At 69.7% G+C, this 18,922-nt stretch carries 18 protein-coding genes; 5 read left to right on the top strand and 13 right to left on the bottom strand.

From position 1 onward, the window contains the following. Together HB724_RS15685 and bla are read left to right on the top strand one after the other, a co-directional pair. On the top strand, positions 1–1,557 hold a 1,557-nt coding region (locus tag HB724_RS15685), incomplete at its 5' end, for a ComEC/Rec2 family competence protein (RefSeq protein WP_213981880.1). Position 1,558: 1 nt separating this feature from the next. Beyond that, entirely contained in the window at positions 1,559–2,416 is an 858-nt protein-coding gene (gene bla, locus HB724_RS15680; protein ID WP_213981879.1) for a subclass B3 metallo-beta-lactamase, read from the top strand. A gap of 57 nt (positions 2,417–2,473) precedes the next feature. On the opposite strand, the gene lexA is transcribed toward bla, so the two are convergent. The 10 genes from lexA to HB724_RS15630 all read right to left on the bottom strand — a co-directional run bounded on the left by lexA (position 2,474) and on the right by HB724_RS15630 (position 11,950). Continuing rightward, the gene (gene lexA, locus HB724_RS15675) at positions 2,474–3,154 is read right to left on the bottom strand and encodes a transcriptional repressor LexA (protein ID WP_213981878.1); all 681 of its coding nucleotides are present in this window, start codon (positions 3,152–3,154) and stop codon (positions 2,474–2,476) included. Positions 3,155–3,211: 57 nt separating this feature from the next. Then, positions 3,212–4,396 (bottom strand): gephyrin-like molybdotransferase Glp, encoded by a 1,185-nt coding sequence (glp, locus tag HB724_RS15670; RefSeq protein ID WP_213981877.1) that lies wholly within the window; start codon positions 4,394–4,396, stop codon positions 3,212–3,214. Between the two features lie 317 nt (positions 4,397–4,713). Then, positions 4,714–5,496 carry a DUF4440 domain-containing protein gene (locus tag HB724_RS15665; RefSeq protein ID WP_213981876.1) on the bottom strand — a complete coding sequence of 261 codons (783 nt, stop codon included), beginning with the start codon at positions 5,494–5,496 and terminating at the stop codon, positions 4,714–4,716. A 77-nt stretch (positions 5,497–5,573) separates the two neighbouring features. Further along, entirely contained in the window at positions 5,574–6,530 is a 957-nt protein-coding gene (locus HB724_RS15660) for a PilZ domain-containing protein (protein WP_256731554.1), read from the bottom strand. A 78-nt stretch (positions 6,531–6,608) separates the two neighbouring features. After that, positions 6,609–7,262, bottom strand: coding sequence for a glutathione S-transferase family protein (locus HB724_RS15655; protein ID WP_213981874.1), 654 nt, complete (start codon positions 7,260–7,262; stop codon positions 6,609–6,611). A gap of 16 nt (positions 7,263–7,278) precedes the next feature. Continuing rightward, the gene (gene moaC, locus HB724_RS15650; RefSeq protein WP_213981873.1) at positions 7,279–7,749 is read right to left on the bottom strand and encodes a cyclic pyranopterin monophosphate synthase MoaC; all 471 of its coding nucleotides are present in this window, start codon (positions 7,747–7,749) and stop codon (positions 7,279–7,281) included. Next, entirely contained in the window at positions 7,746–8,531 is a 786-nt protein-coding gene (gene trpC, locus HB724_RS15645) for an indole-3-glycerol phosphate synthase TrpC (RefSeq protein WP_213981872.1), read from the bottom strand. Before trpC ends, moaC begins: the two co-directional genes overlap by 4 nt. Beyond that, complete coding sequence (gene trpD, locus HB724_RS15640; protein WP_213981871.1) at positions 8,528–9,523, bottom strand: anthranilate phosphoribosyltransferase; 996 nt, start codon at positions 9,521–9,523, stop codon at positions 8,528–8,530. The genes trpC and trpD overlap by 4 nt, the downstream gene beginning before the upstream one ends. A 66-nt stretch (positions 9,524–9,589) precedes the next feature. Then, the gene (locus HB724_RS15635) at positions 9,590–11,131 is read right to left on the bottom strand and encodes a cation:proton antiporter (protein WP_213981870.1); all 1,542 of its coding nucleotides are present in this window, start codon (positions 11,129–11,131) and stop codon (positions 9,590–9,592) included. A 234-nt stretch (positions 11,132–11,365) separates the two neighbouring features. Further along, positions 11,366–11,950, bottom strand: a complete 585-nt coding sequence (locus tag HB724_RS15630; protein ID WP_213981869.1) for an aminodeoxychorismate/anthranilate synthase component II — start codon at positions 11,948–11,950, stop codon at positions 11,366–11,368. Positions 11,951–12,078: 128 nt separating this feature from the next. Here HB724_RS15630 and HB724_RS15625 point away from each other — a divergent pair, with 128 nt between their 5' ends. After that, positions 12,079–12,513: a hypothetical protein gene (locus tag HB724_RS15625; RefSeq protein WP_213981868.1), complete on the top strand. Its 435-nt coding sequence runs from the start codon at positions 12,079–12,081 to the stop codon at positions 12,511–12,513. Between the two features lie 36 nt (positions 12,514–12,549). On the opposite strand, the gene trpE is transcribed toward HB724_RS15625, so the two are convergent. Together trpE and HB724_RS15615 are read right to left on the bottom strand one after the other, a co-directional pair. After that, entirely contained in the window at positions 12,550–14,034 is a 1,485-nt protein-coding gene (trpE, locus tag HB724_RS15620) for an anthranilate synthase component I (protein ID WP_213981883.1), read from the bottom strand. Positions 14,035–14,038: 4 nt separating this feature from the next. Beyond that, the gene (locus tag HB724_RS15615; RefSeq protein WP_213981867.1) at positions 14,039–15,976 is read right to left on the bottom strand and encodes a peptidylprolyl isomerase; all 1,938 of its coding nucleotides are present in this window, start codon (positions 15,974–15,976) and stop codon (positions 14,039–14,041) included. Positions 15,977–16,092: 116 nt separating this feature from the next. On the opposite strand from HB724_RS15615, the gene tpiA reads away from it, so the two are divergent. Then, the gene (gene tpiA / locus HB724_RS15610) at positions 16,093–16,836 is read left to right on the top strand and encodes a triose-phosphate isomerase (RefSeq protein ID WP_213981866.1); all 744 of its coding nucleotides are present in this window, start codon (positions 16,093–16,095) and stop codon (positions 16,834–16,836) included. Between the two features lie 74 nt (positions 16,837–16,910). Next, positions 16,911–17,522 carry a DUF937 domain-containing protein gene (locus HB724_RS15605; protein WP_213981865.1) on the top strand — a complete coding sequence of 204 codons (612 nt, stop codon included), beginning with the start codon at positions 16,911–16,913 and terminating at the stop codon, positions 17,520–17,522. Here the strand turns inward: HB724_RS15605 and HB724_RS15600 are convergent. After that, positions 17,519–18,874 (bottom strand): DHA2 family efflux MFS transporter permease subunit, encoded by a 1,356-nt coding sequence (locus HB724_RS15600; RefSeq protein ID WP_213981864.1) that lies wholly within the window; start codon positions 18,872–18,874, stop codon positions 17,519–17,521. The genes HB724_RS15605 and HB724_RS15600 overlap by 4 nt on opposite strands. Positions 18,875–18,922 lie beyond the last annotated feature (48 nt).

The following is an 18,922-nucleotide window of genomic DNA, read 5'->3' as shown; positions in this document are numbered from 1 at the left end:
GGTCGGGCGGTGTGGGGGGCGGGGAAGGGTGTCGCGCCCGCCCGGGGGGGGACGGCGGGGGGGGCGCGGGGGGCGCACCCGGTGGCACGGCTTTGGGCGACTATCCAGGGCCGGGTCGGGGGGGGCGGGGGCGGCATCGCCAGCGCGCTCGCGACCGGCGATCAGGGGGCGATCTCCGAGCCCGATGCCGAGGCGATGCGGCGATCGGGGCTGGCGCACCTGCTTTCGGTGAGCGGGCTGCACGTCTCCGCGGTGACGGCGGCGGCGATGTTCGTGGTGCTGCGGCTGCTGGCGCTGAGCCCGACGCTCGCGCTGCGCTGGCGATTGCCGCTGGTGGCGGCGGGCGCGGGGGCGCTGGCGGCGATCGGCTATACCTGGCTCACCGGTGCGGAGGTGCCGACGATACGCTCCTGCGCGGCGGCCTTGCTGGTGCTGCTGGCGCTGAGCCTGGGGCGTGAGGCGATCACGCTGCGGCTGGTGGCGGCGGGGGCGCTGGTGGTGCTGCTGCTCTGGCCGGAGGCGCTGGCGGGGCCGAGCTTCCAGTTGAGCTTCGCGGCGGTGACGGCGATCGTGGCGCTGCATGAGAGCCCGCGGATTCACGGCTGGTTTGCGCGGCGCGAGGAGGGCGCGGGGCGGCGGCTGCTTCGCAATCTCGGCTCGTTGCTGCTGACGGGTATGGCGGTGGAACTGGCGCTGATGCCGATCGCGCTGTTCCATTTCCACCAGGCGGGGATTTACGGCGCGCTGGCCAATATCGTCGCGATTCCGCTGACGACCTTTGTCATCATGCCGCTGGAGGCGCTGGCGCTGGCGCTCGATATGGCGGGACTGGGCGGGCCGGTCTGGTGGCTGACGGCGCGGGCCTTGGCGTTCCTGCTCTGGCTGGCGCATGCGGCGGCATCCGCGCCGGGGGCGGTGGCGGCGCTGCCGGCGATGCCGGGCGGAGCCTATGGGCTGATGGTTGCGGGCGGGCTGTCGATTGCGCTGTGGCGGACTTCGGCGCGGCTCGCCGGGCTGGTGCCGCTGGCGCTTGGCGCAGGCTGGGCCTTGCTGACGCCGGCGCCGGACCTGCTGGTGACGGGCGACGGGCGGCATCTGGCGATCCGGACTGCCGATGGCGGCATGGCGCTGCTGCGAGACCGGGCGGCGGATTACACGCGATCGATGCTCGGCGAGAACAGCGGGGCGGATGATGACGCGCTGGAACTGCTTGCCGAGCGGCCCGAGGCACGGTGCAGCGCGGACCTGTGCCTGGTGGATGTCGTGGCCGGTGCGCGGCGCTGGCGGGTGGCGGCGACTCGGAGCGGCTATCTGGTGCCGTGGCGGGAAATGATGGCGGTGTGCGGCGCGGCGGACATCGTGGTGAGCGAGCGGCGGCTGCCGCGGGGCTGTATGCCGCGCTGGTTGAAGCTCGATCGCGGGATGCTGGTGCGGACGGGCGGCGTGGCAGTGAGCTTTGCGAGCGGGCGAGTGGTGACGGTGCGCAAGGGCGGGCGTCATCCCTGGATTGACCCGCCCACCGTCCAGCCGCCATTCGAGGCGCCGAAGGAGAAATAGGATGCGAGGATTCGCGCTGATCACCGCCGCTCTGATGGCCGCGACACCGGCCATGGCGCAGGATACCGACTGGACCAAGGTGCGTGCCGAGTGGAACCAGCCGGTCGCGCCGTTCCGGATCCTGGGCAACGTCCATTATGTCGGGACGGCGGGCATTTCCGCCTATCTGATTACCAGCCCCAAGGGGCATATCCTGATCGACGGCGGGATGCAGGAGAGCGCGGCGCAGATCGCGGCCAATATCGAGAAGCTGGGCTTCAGGCTGCGCGATGTGAAGATCCTGCTGATAAACCATGCGCATTGGGACCATTCGGGCGGGCTGGCGGAATTGAAGCGGCTGACCGGGGCGCGGCTGCTGGCGAGCGTGGCGGACCGGCCGGGGCTGGAGGCGGGGAAGCTCGACTATCGCGACGATGTTCTGAGCGCGCCGCCGGTGCAAGTGGACGAAGTGATCGGCGACGGCACGCAGATCAACCTGGGCGGCAACATGCTGACCACGCATCTGACGCCGGGGCACACCAAGGGCTGCACGAGCTGGACGATGCAGGTGCCTTCGGGCGGAGACAGCCTGACCGTGCTGTTCGCGTGCAGCCTGACGGTGGCGGACCAGCCGCTGACGCCGGGGCAGGGCTATGACGCGGCGGTCAGCGATTTCCGGGCGACCTTCGCCAGGCTGAAGACGATGCAGGCGGACGTGTTCCTGGGCTTCCATCCCTCGCAGTTCGACTTCGAGGCGAAGCGGGCGAAGCTGGAGGCGGGCGACGCGGAGGCGTTCGTCGATCCGGGCGAGCTCCGGCGGCGGGTGGATGCCGCCGAGGCTGCGTTCGATGCCGAACTGGCGAAGCAGAAGGCGCGATAGGATTGTCCGGCGCTCCGGACGGGAATTCGCTTCTGAACGGACGACGAACCCCGCCCGTCAATAGCGCCGCAGCAGCCCCGCGAGCTTGCCCTGCACGCGCACCTGATCGGGGCGGTAGCGCTGGGGGTTGTAGTCGCGGTTGGCGGGATCGAGGCGGATCATCGCGCCTTCCTTGCGGAAATATTTGAGCGTCGCCTCGGCATCGTCGATCAGCGCCACGACGATCTCGCCGTCGCGCGCAGTCTCGGTGCGGCGGATGAGCGCATAGTCGCCGTCGAGGATGCCGGCCTCGACCATCGAATCGCCCGCGACCTCAAGCGCATAATGCTCGCCCGCGCCGAGCAGCGCGGCGGGGACGGGGAGCATCGTCGAGCCCTCCAGCGCCTCGATCGGCGTACCGGCGGCGATCCGGCCGTGCAGCGGAATCTCCACCACATCGTTGGCGGGGGACGGCAAAATACCCGGAGTCGGGGTTGATTTATGCACTTTGTCCGAAGCGGGGGCAGCCTTCTTCGCGTCGCCGCGCTCGGGCACGCGCAGCACTTCGAGCGCGCGCGCGCGGTTCGGCAGGCGGCGGATGAACTCGCGTTCCTCGAGCGCGCTTATCAGCCGGTGCACGCCCGACTTGGATTTGAGATCGAGCGCGTCCTTCATTTCCTCGAACGAAGGCGAGACGCCGGTCTCGTTAAGTCGATCGGCAATGAAGCAGATGAGCTCGTGCTGCTTGCGCGTGAGCATCCAGATCCTCCCGTCTAGAACAGACTGGGAACGTTTATGCAATGTTCCGCGAGCTTGTCAAGCGATGTCGAGGATTTCCACCGAGTCGCCCGCCCGTGCCGGCGGGGCGTGGGGCTCGCGGACGATCAGGCAGCCGGCACGGGCGAGCGTGCGCAGCATCGAGCTGTCCTGGATGGTGGAGGCGAAGGCGCGGCCCTCGCGCAATTCGGCGCGCAGATAATCGGTGCGCGCGCCATTGGCGGGGAGGGGCTCGCCGAGCAGCGCGGGCCGCGTGGGGGGGAAGGGATCGGTGGCGCCCGAGAGATGCGCGACGAGCGGGCGCACGAAGAGCTGGGCGGTGACGAAGGCGGAGACCGGGTTGCCCGGGAGGCCGACCACGACGGCGTCGCCCAGGCGGCCGGCCATCATCGGCTTGCCGGGGCGCAGCGCGATCCGCCAGAAGTCGATCGTGGCGCCGGCGGCCTCCAGCGCGGGGCGGACGAGATCGTGATCGCCGACCGAGGCGCCGCCGGTGGTGACCAGCACATCGGCGCGGACGGCGCGGAAGGCGGCCTCCAGCGCGTCGAGGCGATCGGGGAGGATGCCGAGGTCGATCGTCTCGACGGGGAGATCGGCGAGCTGGGCGGCGAGCATCAGCCGGTTGGTCTCGGGAAGCTGGGCCTCGCCGACGGGCGTGCCGGGCGGGATCAGCTCGTCGCCGGTGGCGGCGAGCGCGACGCGAATGGGGCGGCGGACGACGAGGCTGGCATGGCCGCCGGTTCCGGCCACGGCGAGGCGCGCGGGGGTGAGGCGCTGGCCGTCGGCGATCAGGACGTCGCCCTGCGAGAAATCGAGGCCCTTGCGACGGACGTTGCGGCCGGGATGGGGCGGGCCTTCGCCCGACAGTGCCAGCCTGGCGCCTTCCCGGGCGGCCTCTTCCTGGACCAGGATGGTGTCGGCGCCGGCCGGGAGCGGTGCGCCGGTGAAGATGCGGGCGGCCTGATGCTGGCCGATTGTGCCGGGGAAGGGCCGGCCGGCTGCGCTTTCGCCGATCACTTCCCAGGGACCGGGCATGTCGGCGAAGCGGATCGCATAGCCGTCCATCGCCGAGAGATCGGCCGAGGGCTGGGTGCGCAGCGCGGCGATGTCCTGTGCCGCCCAGCGGCCGGCGGCCCGGGCGAGCGGAACCTGCTCGATGCCCACCGGCGGCGCGAGAGCGAGGAGGCGCGACTGGGCTTCGGCGACAGGGAGCAGCGGGACCATCGGATGCACTTGGGGCAGGGGTGGGGCTGGGTGCAAGCGGAGAGAAGGCTGAAGTCTGATCCATCGATATTAAAGTCGAGACGGCGGGATGACGCCTCCAATGCCTCGCGACTGGGCCCCGGCCTTCGCCGGGGAAACCGATTCCGATCGACTGAATCCGACTCTAGTCGATATTCGGAGTTAGGGCGCGATGGCTGCAAGAGCCGCAATCGTTTGTGGGGGCCACTCCATCCGCGAGCGAGCTCCTCACACCTCCAGGGGCTCTCCCAGCCGCACGGTGGACCCCGGCACTTCGGCCGGGGTGACGATGGAGTTTTTTAGTCGGAGGCTTCCATGCGCATCCCGGTGGCGACGATCGCTCCGTTTTCCTCCACCTTCACCTCGTAGGAGGTCGGGGTCTTCGCGAAGATGAAGCGCAGGTCGCGTTCGATCGCGAAGAACCGGTCGGGCGCGCTCGCTGCCAGCGTGACGCGCATCCCGCCCGATTGCAGCGCCAATACGCCCCCTTCGAGCGTCACGACGATGTCGCCCGACCCGGTGCGGTAGCGCCCGACATAGGCTTGCAGCATTTCGATCGGCAGGGCGATCCCCTGGGAGGGCGGTGCATAGGCGACCGGCCGATGGCCGTAGCTGACGATGCGCGTCATCCGCCATTGCCCCGACTGACGGCGCCAGATCGCCATGAAACTGGCCCGCGTCGCGAGCTTTTCCGGGCCATCGCCCTGGCGCGCGTAAAAGAGATGCTCGCCGGCGAGGATCGCGCCATAGCCCGGTATCGCGTCATAGCGGACGCTCGGGGCCACCAGCTCGCGCCGCATGCGCAGGGCCCTGGTCTTGCAGGGGCCGGTCATCATCGACTGCGTCACCGCCTCCCGCGAGCGGGTCAGGCCCGTGATGTCGTGATAGAATTCCACATCGTTCGAGAAGAAGTTCGACATCGCCGAAGCGTCGCACGCGTTGAACGCGCGCCAGAAGGCGGCATCGGCGTCGCGCACCGCCGCCTCGTCCGACGCGGGCGAGGCGCTTATCGTGCCGGCCTGGGGACTACCGCCTGCCAGCGGGCCGATCGAGGTCAGCGCCAAGCCTGTCGCCCACCACATGGGTTCCTCCACAACTGTATTGTTTACATAATACAGTTGCTATCAGCGGATGCGGTGCGGTTCAAGGCGGCCGGTGCTCAACTCGCCTGGCGACCGCCGGAGAGGATGCGCAGATCCTCCTGGCGCAGCGGGATGCCGAATTCGCAGAGCGTGCGGTTATGGCCGGCCTCGATCACGCGGGCGGGGCCGCCGCCGATGCCGGGAATGTCGAGCCATACCCTGGCGCCGCGCGCGAACAGCGTGTGTGCCTCGAACTCGACCAGATGCGAGGTGAGGCCGCGGACGCGCACGTTCCACCAGCGCACGCCTTCGCGGACGCGGGCGGGCGAATCGAGGCGCAGCACCTGCTTGTCGGGGATCATGCCCTCGGCTTCCTGGCCGATCGCCATGGGCGCGGCGATGGCGGTGGGGCCGCGCTGGACGTTGCGCAGCCAGGGGATCAGCACCTGCCAGCTCAGTTCCTGATCGAAGGCGATGCCGGCCAGCCCCTTGCGCACCCAGCGCACGGTGCCGCCGAGCGGGCGGAGGCCGTCGAACGTGATCTGGACGGGATCGCCGACCGCGAGATCGGTGCGCGCCTCGATGCCGACGCCGCCCTGCGAGACGTTGCGCGCGCGGACGAACTCCATCCGGTCGCCGCGCTGGATGCCGACGGTCTGGTGCAGCTCGACGCGGGGCACCTGGCGGCGCTCGTCGGGAACGCTGGCGAGGTTGCGCGCGAGCGTGCCGATCACGTCGATGGTCGAATCGAAGACGAAGCCGGCTTCCTCCGCCGTGCTCCAGCCGATCGTGCCCTCCAGCCGCTGGCCGTTGGCCAGCTCCAGATGCATCGGCGCGCCTTCGGGCAGCAGGGTATCGACGCTGAGCGTCGCGCCGGCGGCGCTGAGCTTGCGGATCGAGCAGGCGTATCGGTCCGTCGCCGAGGCCAGCACGCCGATATCGAGATCGGCGGCGATGTCGGGATCGATCGGCAGGGCGATCGGGGCTTCGGCGGCCAGACTGAATATCGTTGCGGACGTAAGCCCTTGTTCCATCATTCCTTCCCGCCCGGTCGCGCGCAGCTTTGGCGCAGGTGGCTGAAGGGTTGGTTAAGGGTGAGGGTTGTGAAATCCCTAATCCCGGTCCGGGGCACCGAGCGGGAAATAGTGGCGATAGCGCCGTGCCTCATCGACGGCACGGGCGAAGGAGGGGCGAGCGAGCAGGCGGGATCGATAGGCGCGCAGGCTTTTAAGATTTGCGGGAATCTCGCGCACCCAGTCCGCGTAGAAGAGCGACGGCGCGGCGGCGCAATCGGCCAGGGTGAAGCCGTCGCCCACAGCCCATTCGCGACCGGCCATCCGCTGGTCCAGCCAGGCGTAGACCGAATCGAGCATCCCGTGCGCCTCGACCACGCCGAACGGATCGCGCTCGCTCTCGGGACGGATCGCGTTCAGCACGGGTTTCTGCATGGGTGCCATGATATAGTTGTCAAAGATCCGGTCCAGCATGCGGACTTCGATCGCGGCATCGGGATCGTCGGGTATCAGGCGGACCGGGCCGGGATGATGGCGCTGGAGATGCTCGACGATCGTGCTGGTTTCGAGGATGGTGCGGCCATTATCGACCAGGATCGGGAAACGCTTGAGCGGCCAGAGTGCGGCCAGTTCTTCGCCGGCGCCGCCGTCCTCGAGATTGCGGAACTCGAAATCCGTGCCGTTCTCGTAAAGCGCGACCAGCACCTTCTGACAGAAGGACGAGAAGGGATGGGCGTACAGGACAGGCTTCATGGCCCTGCCGGTATATCTATTCGCGTTTCCAATCGCCAGACTTGCCGCCGGTCTTGGAGAGCAGGCGGATATCTTCGATCACCATCGCCTTATCGAGCGCCTTGGCCATGTCGTAGAGCGTGAGGAGGGCGACGCTCACTGCGGTCAGCGCCTCCATCTCGACGCCGGTCTGCGCCGCGGTGGCGGCGGTGGCGGTGACGGTGACGCCGGTCTCGTGGAGCGTCAGGTCGATCGTCACGCGGGCGAGCGGCAGAGGGTGGCAGAGCGGGATCAGATCGGCGGTCTTCTTGGCGGCCATGATCCCGGCGATGCGGGCGGTGGCGAGGACGTCGCCCTTCCGGACGCTGCCCTCGCGGATCGCGGCGGCGGCTTCGCGGGACATGGCGATGCGGCCGGTGGCGACCGCCTCGCGCCGGGTGACGGGCTTGCCCGCCACATCGACCATGCGGGCGGCGCCGGTTTCGTCGAGATGGGTGAGGCCGGTCATCCGATCAGCGCGCGGGTGGCGGCCTCTACGTCGTCCTGGCGCATCAGCGCTTCGCCGATCAGGAAGCAGCGGACGCCATGCCCGGCCATCGCGTCGAGATCGGCGCGGGTGGTGAGGCCGGATTCGGCGACGAAGGTGCAATCGGCCGGCGCGCTGCCGACAAGTTCATAGGTGCGTTGAAAATCGACCGTGAAGTCCTTGAGATTGCGGTTGTTCACACCGATCAGACGCGAGCGGAGCCTGAGCGCGCGTTCCAGCTCGGCGGCGTCGTGGACTTCGACCAGCACGTCCATGCCGAGTTCGATCGCAGTCGCTTCGATCTCGGCCATCTGCGCGTCTTCGAGCGCCGCGACGATGATGAGGACGGCATCGGCGCCGATGCTGCGTGCCTCGATCGCCTGCCAGGGATCGACGGTGAAATCCTTGCGGAGCACCGGCAGCGTGCAGGCGGCGCGGGCGGCGATCAGATAGTCCTCATGCCCCTGGAACCAGGGCGCGTCGGTGAGCACCGACAGGCAGGCCGCGCCGCCGGCGGCATAGGCGCGGGCATGGGCGGGCGGATCGAAATCGGGGCGGATCAGGCCCTTGGACGGGCTCGCCTTCTTGATCTCGGCGATCAGGCCATAGCCGGTGGCGGCCTTCGCATCGAGCGCGCGGCGGAAACCGCGGGGCGGGGTCTGGGCGAGGGCGGCGGATTGGAGGGCGGCGAGGCTGGTCGCGCGCTTGCGCCCGGCGACTTCCTCGCGCTTCTTCTCCAGGATCCGGTCCAGCATGGTGCTCATGCGTAGGCGATCCAGCAGTCGAGCAGGGCGTTGGCAAGCCCCTTGTCGATCGTCTCGGCGGCTTCCTCGACTCCGTCGGTGAGCGAGGTGGCGTGGCCGGCGATCATCAGCGCGGCGGCGGCGTTGAGCAGGACGGCGTCGCGATAGGCGCCGGCCTCGCCCTGGAGCAGGCGGCGGAGCGCCAGCGCGTTGTGCTCGGGATCGCCGCCGCGGATCGCGCTGAGGGGATGGCGGGGGAGGTCGGCGTCCTCCGGCACGATGCGCGTGGGCAGGGCGGCGGTGCCGATATTGACGGCGATGCTGGCGCCTTCGGTGGAGAGCTCGTCCAGCCCCTCTTCGCCCGAGACCACGGCGGCGGCTTCGGCGCCGAGCTGGGTGAGGGCCTCGGCATAGATGCCGGCATAGTCCGGGCGGGCGATGCCGATGAGCTGGCGGGTGACGCCGGCCGGATTGGCGAGCGGCCCCATCAGGTTGAAGATCGTCCGGCGGGCGATGCGGCGGCGCAGCGGGCCTATCCGGGCCATCGCCGGATGGTGATGCTGGGCGAAGAGGAAGGCGATGCCGAGATCGTGCAGCGACTCCTCGGCGCGGGCGGCGGCGCGATCGAGGTTGAGGCCCAGGGCTTCGAGCGTGTCGGCGGCGCCGGCCTTGGAGGAGGCGGCGCGGTTGCCGTGCTTGGCGACGGGGACGCCCGCCGCTGCGACCACCAGGCTGACGGCGGTGGAGACGTTGAGCGTGTGATGGCCGTCGCCGCCGGTGCCGCAGACGTCGATCGCGCCTTCGGGGGCGGAGATCGGGATCAGGCGGGCGCGCATCGCGCGGGCGGCCTCGGCGATCTCAATGCTGGTCTCGCCCCGGATCGAGAGCGCGATCAGGAACTGCTCGATCGCCGCCTCGGGGACGGTGCCGTCGAGGATGTCGGCGAATGCCTGCGCCGCGCTCTCATGGCTGAGCGGCGTCGCGGGATCGGGAAGGAGCGTGTAGGTCGTCACGAGGCTTCTATCGAGAGCGGCGCGGCCTGAGTCGAGCAAATCCTGATGTGCGCGGGCGAAGCGGGGCTAGCCTTCCTCGATCGGGCGGCGGCCTTCGGGGCCGGCGGCGAGCGTGCGCCAGTCCAGCTCTTCCTGGAGCAGCTCGAAGCTCTCCTCGCCGATCCTGTCGTCGTCGCGCATCGCGCGCAGGTGCTGCCGCTGGATCGTGATCGCGGTGAGCTTCAGGCGCTGGCGTTCGTCGAACTCCGTGCAATCGGCGCCGTCTTCGAGCGACTGGCGGTCTATCTCCAGCTGGCGGCGAGTCTCGTCGGCGACGCGGCCGGGCGGGTCCGCGACCGCGGCGAGCGCGACATCGGCCAGCGCGCGGCGGGCATAGGCGAGCTCGCGCTGCGAATCCTCCCCACCCGGCAGGCGCAGCAGCCGGATGAGCGGCGCCAGCGTCAGGCCCTGGAGGACGAGCGTCGCCAGCACCACCGCGAAGGCCGAGAGCAGAATCAGGTCGCGCTGGGGGAAGTCCTGGGGCAGCGCGAGCGCCGTGGCGAGCGTCACCAGCCCGCGCATCCCGCACCAGCCGACGACGATGCCCTGGCCCAGGCTCGCCGGCGCGATGCCGCCGCGCAGCGCGACGAAGCGGAGGGCCAGGCGGTTGTAGATGAGCACCCACAGCATCCGCGTGACGATCACCGCCGCGACGACGAGGCCCGCGAAGCCCGCCGCCTCGCGCAGCCGCTCGGGAGTCATGCTGCCGAGGATGTGGCGCACCTGCATCCCCATCAGCAGGAAGGCGAGCACGTTGAGCGAGAACACGGCGATGCCCCAGACCGCGAAGGACTGGATGCGATTGCGCGCGTCGAGCTGGAGCGAGGGGATGCTGGCGAGGCTCATCGCCAGCGCGACGACGCATAGCACCGCCGAGAGCCCCAGCCGCTCGGCGACGATCCAGGCCGCGAAGGTGCTGAGGAATTCGAGCAGGTTCCCGCCCAGCGAGCCGCGCGTGAACGGCAGGATGAAGCAGTAGAGCCAGCCGAACGCGAGCCCGAGCGCGATCCCGCCGGGCACGGCGAGGCCGAGCCGCAGGGCCACGCCGCCGTCTATCCCGCCATGGCTCTGGATCGCGACTGCGGCGCCGAACAGCAGCAGCGCGCTGGCGTCGTTGAGCAGGCTCTCGCCGGTCAGCACCTGGACGGTGCGGCGGGGGAGCGCTGCCGAGCGCAGAACGGTGGTCGCCGCGGCGGCGTCGGGCGGGGCGACGATCGCGCCGAGGGTGACCGCGGCGGCGACGGGGAGGCCGGCGAACGCCCAGCCGATCCACGCCACCACGGCGGTCGTCAGCAGGACGGCGACGACGGCGAGCGCGAACAGCGGCCGCCAGAACTTGCGGATCGCCGTGACGGGGAAATCGAATGCGGCGTCGAGCAGCACCGGTGCGATGAACAGGGCGAGTGCGGTATGGCCGTCGAGGCCGATCGCCGGGGTTCCGGGCACGAGCGCGACGATCACGCCGGCCGCGGCGAGCATCGTGGGATAGGGAATCCATGTCCGCCGCGAGACCTGCAGCAGCACGACCGCCATCAGCAGCAAGGCAATGAGGCTCTCGAAGAACGTCATGCCGCCAGGCTAGCGCGCTGGTGGTGGGTGAGTCCAACCGGGAACGCTGGGTTGGATCGACGTTCGGCAACCTCCGTCACCCCGGCCGGAGTGCCGGGGGCCACCGGGAGGCTGGGAGAGCGGCTAGAGGCGAGAAGGGCTCTCTGGAGGAGGAGTGGACCCCGGCACTGCGGCCGGGGTGACGGAGGAGGTTTCCAAGCTCACCGATGCCTTCTCACGCAACTCCGGTTGGCTCTAGGCCAGCGCCCGTGCCTCGATCCCCGCGATCTTCAGGAAATTCGCCAGCATCGCATGACCGTGCTCGGTGGCGATGCTTTCGGGGTGGAACTGGACGCCGTGGATCGGCAGCTCGCGGTGGCGGATGCCCATCACCGTGGCGTCGGAGGCGGTGGCATTGACCACCAGCTCATCGGGTATCTCGGTGACGATCAGCGAATGATATCGGGTGGCGATGAAGGGCGAGGGGAGCCCTTCGAACAGGCCGGTGCCGTCATGCTCGACCGGGCAGGTCTTGCCGTGCATCAGCCCGCCGCGCACCACCTTGCCGCCGAAATGCTGGCCGATCGACTGGTGGCCGAGGCAGACGCCGAGCAGCGGCTTCCTCAACTCGGCGCAGGCGGCGACGAGATCGAGGCTCACCCCGGCTTCGTTCGGCGTGCAGGGGCCGGGCGAGATCAGGAACGCCTGGGCGTTGCTCGCGATCGCGTCGCGCGCGGTGAGGGCGTCGTTGCGCACCACCTGCACCTCCGCGCCCAGGTCCATCAGGTAATGAACGAGGTTCCAGGTGAAGCTGTCGTAGTTATCGATGACGAGGATCATGGCAGCGAGTTAGGGGGTTTGTGCCGCGTTCACAATCGCTCGTGCATAGGCTTTGCCTTGGCGCGGCCATAGTGGGGCGCAACGGTGGTGCCCAAAGGGGCGTTGGACGTCTTGAAGGAGTTTCGTGAATGCTTGCCAGATTGCTCATCGCCACCGCCCTGCTCGCCGGTCCCGCAGTGGCGCAGGACCAGAGCGCGCCGCAGGATCCGCCCAAGCGCGTCCGCTCGATCCTGCTCTATGGCGACGAGAAATGCCCGCCGTCGCAGGATCCGGACGAGATCGTGGTCTGCGCGAATGCGGGCGATTCGCCCTATCGCATCCCGAAGCGCTTCCGCGACCAGCCCAAGGAGGACGCGGCGTCCCAGGCCTGGACCAATCGCGTCGAGACGGTGGAGCAGTTCAACCGGGCGGGGCTGCCCAATAGCTGCTCGCCGGTCGGCACCGGCGGCCAGACCGGCTGCACGCGCCAGTTCATCCAGCAATGGTATCAGGAGCGGCTGGACGCCAAGGCCAAGGCGGCGCGGACCACCGCTCCGGATCCCGATTCCGGTCCCAATCCCTGACCTGAAAACTCCTCCCCGTGCCGGGGAGGAATTAGGTTACTGGCCGAATCCTGCTTCGCTGGCCCGCGCGACTGCTTCGCGCGCGGCGGCGAACAGGGCGCCGGCCTTGGCCTCGCATTCGCGCTGTTCATAGGCCGGGTCCGAATCGGCGACGATGCCGGCGCCGGCCTGGACGTGCATGACGCCGTCCTTCACCAGCGCGGTGCGCAGGACGATGCATGAATCCATCGAACCGTCGGGCGAGAAATAGCCGACGCCGCCGGCGTAGGGCCCGCGCGTCTCCGGCTCCAGCTCGGCGATGACCTGGCAGGCGCGGACCTTGGGCGCGCCGCTGACCGTGCCCGCCGGGAAGCCCGCGAACAGCGCGTCGAGCGCATCGGCGTCGGGCCGCAGCCGGCCGACCACGTTCGAGACGATGTGCATCACATGGCTGTAGAATTCGACCGTATAGCTGTCCGTCACGCGCACCGTGCCCGTGTCCGCGACCCGGCCGACATCGTTGCGGCCGAGATCGAGCAGCATCAGATGCTCGGCGCATTCCTTGGGATCGGCGAGCAGGCTGGCGCGGTTCGCTTCGTCCTCGGCCGCCGTCTTGCCGCGCGGGCGGGTGCCGGCGATCGGACGGATCGTGACTTCGCCGTCGCGGGCGCGGACCAGGATCTCGGGGCTTGAGCCGGTCAGCGCGAAGCCGGGCAGATCGAGATGATAGAGGAAGGGCGACGGGTTCACCCGGCGCAGCGCCCGGTAGAGCTCGAACGGTGGCAGCGTGAACGGCGTGGTGAAGCGCTGGGCGAGCACGACCTGGAAGATGTCTCCGGCGGAGATATAGTCCTTGGCGCGGGCGACCATCTCGCCATAGCGGCCGGGCTCCAGCACCGGGGCCAGCGCGATCTCGCTCGGTTCGGCATGGACGGGTGCGGGCAGCGAGGCCGTGGCGAGCTTCGCGGCGACGGCGTCGATCCGTTCGGCGGCGGCATCGACATCGCCGCCCGGCCAGACCGGCGCGACCAGGAACAGCGCGTCCGCCAGCCGATCGAAGACCAGGATCACGGTCGGCCGCACGAACATCATGTCGGGCACGCCGATCGGGTTCTGCGGCGGACGGGCGAGCTTCTCGACCAGCCCGACCGTCTCGTAGCTGAAATAGCCGACCAGGCAGGCCAGCGCGCGCGGCAGTTCGGCGGGCACGTCCATCCGGCATTCGGCTACCAGCGCGCGCAGGGCGTCGAGCGTGGGCTGGGCGCAGGGCGCGAAGGCGTCGCGATCGGTGAGCCAGCGATTGTTGATCGCCGCTTCGTTCCCGGTCGCGCGGAAGACCAGATCGGGCGCGAGGCCGATCAGGCTGTGGCGCCCGCGCACCGATCCGCCCTCGACCGATTCGAGCAGGAAATCGCCCCGGCCCGGCTCGATCAGCTTGAGCGCGGCGGCAACCGGAGTCTCGGTATCCGCGATCTGGCGGCGCCAGAGCAATGCGGGCCGCCCGGCGGCCAACGCCGCGCGGGCGGCTTCTGCGCCTTGGATCACCTCAGCGTGCCGTGCCCTGGCGGACGAGATCGGCGCGGAAACGGGCGATCGCCGTCTCGTTGCGCGTGACCTTCACCTGCTTGCGGATCGCGCCGATGAACTGGCGGGCATATTCGGGGCCGGTCTGCTGCGAGAGCGCGCCGCGCACCTGGCCGACCGCGATCGGATCATTGGCCGCGCTATGCTCCTCGATCTTGTCGACATAGACGACATAATAGCCGGCGCGCTCCGGCGCCTCGACCAGACGCGCCTTCTTGGCCGGCATGCTGAACGCCATCTGGATGAAGTTCTCCTTGCCCTGGAGCTCGGAGCGCTTGAAGTCGAAGGGCTTGGGCGGCGCGCCCTTGGTGACGCCGGCTTCGGCCAGCGCCTGGGCCATCGGCACGCCCTTTTCGAGCTTGGCGATCGCGGCGGAGGCGGCGGTGCGCGCCTTTTGCAGCGCCTTGTCCATCAGGTAATCGGCCTTCACCTTGTCGCGGATGCTGGCGAGCGGGCGCGGCGCGGCCGGCACGATCTTCTCCAGCGAGACGAGTGCGAAGCTGCCGTCGGCGGCGGTCTGGACGACCTGGGGCTCGTCGCCCGGCTGCTCGACGGCGAAGCCGGCGCGCAGCAGCGCGACCGTCGCCGGATCGGGCTTATAGGCGGCATCGTCGGGATTGGTGGCGGTGTTGGTCAGCGCGGGCGTGGTCGCCGCGGTCAGCTTCGCATCGCGCACGGCCTCGTCGAAGGTCTTGCCGTCGCCGACACCGTCGTCGATCGACTGGCGCAGGTCGCCGAGCGCCTGGGCGAGCTTGCGCTGGCCGATCTCGTCGGCGAGCTCCGAGCGCGCCTCCTCGAGCGACTTGGCGGCGATCTTCTCGATCTTGTCGACGCGATAGACATACCAGGTGCCGCCGAGCTGGGCCGGGCCGGCGAGAGCGCCCTGCTGCGCGGCGAAGGCGGCATCGGCGAAGGCGGCGGAGACATCCTTGGCGAGTGCGGCCTTTTCGGCGGCATCGACCTTGCGGACTTCGAGGCCGGCTGCGCGGGCCGCGGCATCGAGCGCGCCGCCCTTGGCCTGGGCAGCGATCTTCGCGGCGGTCGCCTGATCGAGCGCGGTGACGAGCTCGACCGAGCGCTTCTCGGTCGCGGCATAGCGGGTGCCGGCCTTCTTGTAGGCGTCGGCGATCTCGGCGTCGGTCGCGGCGTTCTGGCCGCGCAGGCCATCGGCGGTGACGGTGGCGTAGCGGACGATGCGGCGCTGCGGCACCATGTAGCGGTTGCGATTGCCGGCATAATAAGCGGTCAGCGCCTGATCGTCGGGATCGGGACCGGGGTCCATCGCGACCGACTGGACGAAGCCGACGATACCGGTGCGGCGCTCGAGCATCAGCGAGGCATAGGGGAGGACGACTCCGGTGGGGAGCTGGCCGCCCAGCGTGCCGCGATTGACCAGCCAGGTAGCGTAGCGATCCTGCGTCAGGCTGTCGCGATAGGCGGCCGGGATGATGCGGTTCTGCGCGAGCAGATCCTCGAAGCTCTTCTGGCTGAACTTGCCGTCGATGCCGAAAAAGGCGGGATTGTTGGCGATGTCGCTGTCGATCAGCTTCTTGCTGACCTGCATGCCGGACTGCTTCGCGAACTCGATCATCGCGGCCGAATTGATCGTCTCGTCGAGCGCCAAATCCAGGCCGCCCTGCGCCAGGAACTGCTCCATCGTGATGTTCTGGCCCTCGCGCTGGGCGTTGCGCAGGAAGCGATCGATCCGCTCGCGCAACTCGCGATCGGTGATCTTGGTGCCGCCGACCTTGGCGAGCACGTCGCTGCCGCCGCCGGGGCCGTTCGAGCGCAGGCCGGTGATGTCGCCGGCGGCGAAGGCGATCGCGATCAGGCCGAGGAACACGAACACCGCGATCATGCCGTAGCGCGACTTGGTGAAGTTCCGGAAGAAATTGAGCATGAAGGGCCGTTCGTTCGAGGGAATCCCGGGTGCTTTAGGGCGGTGGTGCCGCGCCTTCAAGCTTGTGCAACGCGCCTGCCTTGGTATCGGCTGCGGACAAACAGGAGGAGTTGGGTATGCGCCGCAAGCTTGTCGCCGGCAATTGGAAGATGCACGGGCTGAAGGCCCAGCTTGGCGAAGTGGAGGCGATCGCGGCGGCGGCAGCGGCCAATCCGGGGGTGGATACGGCGCTGTGCGTGCCGTTCACGCTGATCGCGCCGGCCGCGGCGGTGGCGGGTGCGCTGCCGATCGGGGCGCAGGACGTGCATGAGGCGGACAAGGGCGCGCATACCGGCTGCATCTCCGCGCCGATGCTGGTCGAGGCCGGGGCGGTGCTGACGATCGTCGGCCATAGCGAGCGCCGGGCGGACCAGCACGAGACCAGCCACGACGCCTGGGCCAAGGCGGCAGCGGCGCGGCGGCATGGCTTGCAGGTCATCCTGTGCTGCGGCGAGACCGAGGCCGAGCGCGATGCCGGGCGGGCCGAGCGGATCGTCCAGTCGCAGATCGAGAAGTCGCTGCCCGACGGCGCCTCGCCCGAATGGCTGACGCTTGCCTATGAGCCGCGCTGGGCGATCGGCACCGGGCGCACGCCGACGCTGGACGAGATCGCCTCGATCCATGCCATCGCTCGGGCCAAGCTGCGGCACATGGTGGGCGATGCCGCCGCGGGCATCCGCATCCTCTATGGCGGATCGGTGACCGGGGCGAATGCGGGCAGCATCCTGGCGGTCGACAATGTCGACGGGGCCCTGGTGGGCGGCGCGAGCCTGACCGCCGAGAAGTTCGTGCCGATCATCGAGGCGGCGGCGAGGATTTGACCTGAATTAACTCGGGCGCTGCAACCTGCGACCCTCCGGATCGTTCCGTTTCTGCACTCAGGGGAGACGGCACCATGGATATTCTCGGTCAGTTGCTGCAGGGCGCCTTGGGCGGCGGTCAGGCGGAGCAGGCGGCGGCTGCGCCGCAGGTCGATGTCGGCGCGCTGGCGTCGCAATTCGGGCTGAGCCCCGAACAGGCGAACGCCGCGGTCGGCGCGCTGCTCCCGGCGGTGCTCGGCGGGTTCAAGAAGGCCGAGCAGGGCGGCGCGCTCGGCGATGTCGCGGCGATCGCCGATTCGACTGCGGCGCCTGTGGCCGATGTCGATGCCGGCAACTCGATCCTCGGCCATATCTTCGGATCGAAGGACGTCAGCCGCACGGTCGCCGCGCATGCCGCGCAGCAGACCGGGATCAGCGACACGATCCTGAAGGCGATGCTGCCGATCGTCGCGGGGCTGGTGGCGCAGCAGGTGACGAAGAAGATCGGCGGTGGCATCCTGGGCGGGATCGCGGGCAGCGTGCTGGCTTCGATGCTCGGCGGCGGCAGCGCGGCTGCTGCGCCCGTGCCGCAGGCGGCGCCGGCTGGTCCGCTCGGCGGCTTGGGCGGGTTGGCATCGATGCTCGACGCCAACCATGACGGCAATCCGCTCGACGACATCCTCGGGATGGTGCGCGGAAGGGCCTAACCCTTTGCGCTGTCGAGGGTGAGCCATGCGACCGCCGCCGACACCAAAGCGGCGGCGGCGGCGATCAGGGCGGCGGCGTGGAATGCGGTTATGAGCGCGCCGCCCGCCGCGGCGATGACGGCTCCGGCGATCGCGGTGGCGATCAGGCCGCCGGTGCGGGCGATGGCGCTGTTGAAGCCCGATGCGGTGCCGGTATGGCTCTCCTCGACCGAGGCGAGGACGGCGGTGGTGAGCGGCGCGGCGACGCACGACATGCCGAGCGCGACGAGCAGGATGCCGGGGAAGACCGAACTCCAATAGGGCGCGTCCTCGTCGACCAGCAGCAGCGCGGCGAGCCCGGCGGCGACGATCACGGGGCCGATCGACAGCGGCAGGCGCGGCCCGACTCGCACCGTCAGCGGACCCATGATGCGCGAGGCGAACCCCATACCGAGCGGCATCGGCAGCAGCGCGAAGCCGGCGTGGAGCGCCGAATAGCCGCCGGCCTGGATCAGCACATAGGGCAGCAGGAGCAGCAGCCCGCCCAGCGCGCCGTAGAGCAGGAAGGTGAGCAGGGTGAGCCCGGCAAAGGCGCGCGAGCCGAACATCGCGAAGGGCATCATCGCACGGTTGCCGCGATGGCGCTCGATCCAGAGGAACAGCGCGATCAGCGCGAGCCCGGCGGCGATGCCGATCGCGGCGGGAGGATCGAAGGCGCCGTGGCTCGACCAGAGCGTGAGCCCCCAGGTGAGCGCGCCGAGTGCCAGCGTCGCGCTGATCGCGCCGGGCCAGTCGAGCGGCAGCGCGCCCTCGGCGCTCTCGCGGACGAAACGCCAGGCGATCAGGATCGCGAGCGCGCCGAGCGGCACGTTGACGTAGAAGATCGCCCGCCAGCCGATCGTATCGACCAGCCAGCCGCCGAGCGGCGGGCCGACGGCACCGGCGATGGCGCTGGCCGCCGCCCAGGTGCCGATCGCGCGGCCCCGCTCTTCACCCGAGAAGCTGTTGCCGAGCGTTGCCAGGCTGTTGGGCAGCAGGATCGCTGCCCCGATGCCCTGGATCACCCGGGCGGCGAGGAGAAGATCGAGATCGGCGGCGACCGCGCAGGCGATCGAGGCGATGACGAACAGCGTGATGCCGGCGATCAGCAGCTTGCGGCGGCCGAAATGGTCCCCGGCCGCCCCGCCCAGCAGTAGCAGCGCCGAGAGCGGCAGCAGATAGGCATTGATCGTCCATTGCAGCTCGGCCGGTGTCGCGTGGAGATCCGCGCCGATCGCCGGGAGCGCGACATTGGTGACCGAACCGTCGATAAAGGCGAGGCTCGACGCGAGGATGCAGGCGATGAGGGTGAGGCGAGGGTGGGCGGCGGGCATCGCATCCGCCTAGCAGATCGCCCGCCGTGCGAGGAGGCGGCTTGGTGC

This window comes from Sphingomonas sp. dw_22, assembly GCF_018449795.1.
Taxonomy (GTDB): Bacteria; Pseudomonadota; Alphaproteobacteria; order Sphingomonadales; family Sphingomonadaceae; genus Sphingomonas.
This window is presented reverse-complemented; position numbering and strand designations above follow the sequence as displayed.

What these genes read in the sequence shown, in the direction of transcription:
- bla (WP_213981879.1), top strand. Translation starts at nt 1,559, where the DNA reads ATGCGAGGATTCGCGCTGATCACCGCCGCTCTGATGGCCGCGACACCG.
- lexA (WP_213981878.1), bottom strand. Translation starts at nt 3,154, where the DNA reads ATGCTCACGCGCAAGCAGCACGAGCTCATCTGCTTCATTGCCGATCGA.
- glp (WP_213981877.1), bottom strand. Translation starts at nt 4,396, where the DNA reads ATGGTCCCGCTGCTCCCTGTCGCCGAAGCCCAGTCGCGCCTCCTCGCT.
- HB724_RS15665 (WP_213981876.1), bottom strand. Translation starts at nt 5,496, where the DNA reads ATGTGGTGGGCGACAGGCTTGGCGCTGACCTCGATCGGCCCGCTGGCA.
- HB724_RS15660 (WP_256731554.1), bottom strand. Translation starts at nt 6,530, where the DNA reads ATGGAACAAGGGCTTACGTCCGCAACGATATTCAGTCTGGCCGCCGAA.
- HB724_RS15655 (WP_213981874.1), bottom strand. Translation starts at nt 7,262, where the DNA reads ATGAAGCCTGTCCTGTACGCCCATCCCTTCTCGTCCTTCTGTCAGAAG.
- moaC (WP_213981873.1), bottom strand. Translation starts at nt 7,749, where the DNA reads ATGACCGGCCTCACCCATCTCGACGAAACCGGCGCCGCCCGCATGGTC.
- trpC (WP_213981872.1), bottom strand. Translation starts at nt 8,531, where the DNA reads ATGAGCACCATGCTGGACCGGATCCTGGAGAAGAAGCGCGAGGAAGTC.
- HB724_RS15635 (WP_213981870.1), bottom strand. Translation starts at nt 11,131, where the DNA reads ATGACGTTCTTCGAGAGCCTCATTGCCTTGCTGCTGATGGCGGTCGTG.
- HB724_RS15630 (WP_213981869.1), bottom strand. Translation starts at nt 11,950, where the DNA reads ATGATCCTCGTCATCGATAACTACGACAGCTTCACCTGGAACCTCGTT.
- HB724_RS15625 (WP_213981868.1), top strand. Translation starts at nt 12,079, where the DNA reads ATGCTTGCCAGATTGCTCATCGCCACCGCCCTGCTCGCCGGTCCCGCA.
- HB724_RS15615 (WP_213981867.1), bottom strand. Translation starts at nt 15,976, where the DNA reads ATGCTCAATTTCTTCCGGAACTTCACCAAGTCGCGCTACGGCATGATC.
- tpiA (WP_213981866.1), top strand. Translation starts at nt 16,093, where the DNA reads ATGCGCCGCAAGCTTGTCGCCGGCAATTGGAAGATGCACGGGCTGAAG.
- HB724_RS15605 (WP_213981865.1), top strand. Translation starts at nt 16,911, where the DNA reads ATGGATATTCTCGGTCAGTTGCTGCAGGGCGCCTTGGGCGGCGGTCAG.
- HB724_RS15600 (WP_213981864.1), bottom strand. Translation starts at nt 18,874, where the DNA reads ATGCCCGCCGCCCACCCTCGCCTCACCCTCATCGCCTGCATCCTCGCG.